The following is a 3146-nucleotide window of genomic DNA, read 5'->3' on the forward strand; positions in this document are numbered from 1 at the left end:
CGACAAGGCCGATCGCGAATTCCCGCTGATCATCGCGCTGACCCCGATCATCCCGAAGCACGCCTTCGACAAGGAGACTTTCGACAGGACGACGCTCAAGCCGGTGATCGGCAGCGGTCCGTATACGATCGCGCAGGTGCAGCCAGGCCAGCGCATCGTCTTCAAGCGCAACCCGGACTATTGGGGCAAGGATGTCCCCGCCAAGCGCGGTTTCGACAATTACGACCAGATCACCATCGAGTATTTCCTCAACGCCAACGCCAAGCTCGAAGCGTTCAAGAAAGGCCTCTGCGCCATCGATGACGACAGCGATCCGGTGAAGCGCGAGCGCGATCTCGATTTTCCGGCCTTCCACAAGGGGGACGTGATCGCCGAAACCTTCGACACCGGCATTCCGCCGGTGGTGACCGGTTTCCTGTTCAACACGCGGTTGCCGAAATTCGCCAACCCGGTCGTGCGGCGCGCGCTCGGCATGCTCTACGACTTCGAATGGGCCAACAAGAACCTGTTCGGCGGCAAATACACGCGCACGATGAGTTACTGGCAGAATTCCGAGCTTTCCGCGCTCGGCCATCCGGCCGACGACAGGGAGAAAGCGCTTCTGGCGCCCTACCCCGGCCGCGTGCCGGCCGATGTCATGGACGGCACATGGCGGCCGCCGGTGACCGACGGATCGGGCCAGGATCGGCGCGTCTTGAAGGCAGCTTTCGATCTTTTGAAAAGTGTCGGCTACCACGTGCAGAATGGAACGATGCTTGATCCCGAAGGCAAACCCTTCGGCTTCGAGATCCTGACCGCTTCGCAGGACGAGGAGCGCCTTGCCGGCATCTATCAGCGCACGCTGGAGAAGATCGGCATCAATCTCACCATTCGCAGCCTCGACGGCGATCAGATACAGTCGCGCAAGCAGCGCTTCGATTTCGAGGTCTTGGTCGGATCGAGCGGCTTCAACAATTCGTTGTCACCCGGCATCGAGCAGAGCGGGCGCTGGAGTTCGACTGCCGCCCGGACGGAAGGCTCGTTCAATCTCGCCGGCGTCGCCGACCCGGCTGTGGACGCGGCAATCGAGGCGATGCTGCGCGCCCGTTCCAAGGAGGATTATGTTGCCGCCGTTCGCGTTCTCGACCGGCTGCTGATCTCCGGCAACTACATGGTGCCGATGCAGTACAACACGCAGCAATGGATCGCCTACTGGAACTACCTGGAACATCCGCAAAAGACGCCCATATTCGGATATCAACTGCCAACATGGTGGCGCAAACCCAACTGAGGGATCAGGAGATCGAGATGAGCGAATTGAACGCCATCACCGTCGATGTGGTGTCCGATGTCGTCTGCCCCTGGTGCTTCATCGGCCAGAAGCGGCTCGACAGGGCAATCGCCGCCGTCGGCGATGTCGACGTGCATGTCCGCTGGCGGCCGTTCCAGCTCGATCCGACCATTCCGCCTGAAGGCAAGGACCGGCGCGAATACATGCTGGCAAAATTCGGCAGCGACGAGCGTATCCGCGAGATTCACGACCGCATCGAGCCGCTGGGCGAAGCGGAAGACATTTCCTTTGCCTTCGACGCCATCAAAGTGGCGCCGAATACGCTGGATGCGCACCGGCTGATCCGCTGGGCAGGGGCCGCCGGCGAAGCCATTCAGAACAGGCTTGTACGGCGGCTGTTCCAGCTGAATTTCGAGGAAGGCGCTGACATCGGCGACCATGCCGTGCTGGTCGAAGCCGCGCGCGAGGCTGGCATGGATGCGTCCGTGGTCGCCTCGCTTTTGCCGACCGAGGCCGATGTCGAGGCGGTGCGCACCGAGATCGCCACCGCGTCGCGCATGGGCATTTCTGGTGTGCCGTGCTTCCTGCTCGAGGACAAATACGCCGTCATGGGCGCGCAGGATGCCGATACGCTGGCCGATGCCATTCGCCAGGTGGCGGCCGCCAAGGCGCGCGGCGAACTGGACAAGGCCGGCTGAGGCCGGCCGGCCTCTCCTCTCCGCGACAGCGGCAGACGTTACTTCGCCGTCGCCTTGGCCTTGCTGATGAAAAATCCATGGCCGTTCGTGGCCGTGCAGGTCAGTCCCTTGGTTGACGACTGGCACGAGAACGGCCCGGCGCTCCAGCTGTTGCCGTAGCCAAGCTTATCGACATCGCTGCAGCAGCCCTGCTCGCCTGGGTTCTTGATCAGCGTTGCTGGCCCCTTCGGACCCAGGATAATCGTAAGGTAGCTCGGCTCGACGCGCGAGCAGCTCAGTTCCGGGCCGCCATCCCTCGGCTCATAGGTGCCGGTGCCGCCTTTGGGCGTGTAGATGCAGCCGATGTTGCCGGACGGCGTGTTGAACTCGATCTGGCCCTCGGCGCTGGCCGGAATGCTTTGCTCGCCGGCATGCGCCAAAGGTACAAAGGCAAAGAGGGACAGGATTGCGGCCGCGCGTGCAAGCATTGGGAGCTTCCTTGTTGAAGAACCGGACATGCATGAGTGTCGCCGATGCCGGGCAAGGTTCAATCCCAGGCGGATGAATTGTCAAACGCAGTCCCTCAGCCGATCCGACAAGACGGAACGCGCCGCTCGATCGATTCTCTCGTCAATTCCTGCCCCCGGCAGGGACGACCCCGGCAATCCTGGCGAGTCACGAGCCGCAGATTTTCGAGCTCTTTGAGCCGTCCACAGTGAGAAAACCGGTCGCTCGATACGATTTCGAGTTCACGAAACCGTGTGAAAGCCTTCCCTAGGGGAAGCCGTGCCAACGCCACGCCCTCGATATATCAAGCCCATGAAATTAAAAGCAATATCCGGATTTTTGTCGACTGTTGTCGCTATATTTCAGCATGTAATCTGTTGCCTCACGGCAACGGCTGCCGGGGCAATCCGGTCGGCCCGGTTTTAAATTAATGGAAAATGATCAATTGGTGTTACCATCCGTAACAAAAGAAAAAAGGTTTGGGCGGGATAGTGATTCGGGTCGGTAGACCATCGCAAGAGTCAGTACCGGAAAAAACACCTCGCGATGCCGCAGGGCGATCGCTTCTGACGCCGGTGTCGTCGATGCGCAGCTTCTGGGGCCTGATGCGGGCCTACTGGGTTTCCGACCGCTGGAAGGAAGCCTGGACGCTGACGCTGGTGATCGCGCTGCTCACGGCGTTGTCCAGCAAC

Annotated in this window: 4 protein-coding genes; 3 read left to right on the forward strand and 1 reads right to left on the reverse strand. The window is 61.0% G+C overall.

Annotated elements, in window-relative coordinates:
* Together EN969_RS23780 and EN969_RS23785 are read left to right on the forward strand one after the other, a co-directional pair.
* A partial coding sequence (locus EN969_RS23780; RefSeq protein WP_164758442.1) for an extracellular solute-binding protein occupies window positions 1-1270 on the forward strand: 1270 nt, incomplete at its 5' end.
* Between the two features lie 17 nt (window positions 1271-1287).
* Window positions 1288-1968, forward strand: a complete 681-nt coding sequence (locus tag EN969_RS23785) for a DsbA family protein (RefSeq protein WP_063170238.1) — start codon at window positions 1288-1290, stop codon at window positions 1966-1968.
* A 38-nt stretch (window positions 1969-2006) separates the two neighbouring features.
* Here the strand turns inward: EN969_RS23785 and EN969_RS23790 are convergent, their stop codons facing one another.
* A complete protein-coding gene (locus tag EN969_RS23790) occupies window positions 2007-2435 on the reverse strand; it encodes a hypothetical protein (RefSeq protein ID WP_024503284.1) in 429 nt (142 codons plus the stop codon).
* Window positions 2436-2945: 510 nt separating this feature from the next.
* On the opposite strand from EN969_RS23790, the gene EN969_RS36210 reads away from it, so the two are divergent.
* Window positions 2946-3146: hypothetical protein (locus EN969_RS36210; RefSeq protein WP_245467478.1), on the forward strand; the 201-nt coding region annotated here is incomplete at its 3' end.

It is taken from the genome of Mesorhizobium sp. M7A.F.Ca.CA.003.01.2.1 (assembly GCF_003998945.1).
Lineage (GTDB): Bacteria > Pseudomonadota > Alphaproteobacteria > Rhizobiales > Rhizobiaceae > Mesorhizobium > Mesorhizobium ciceri.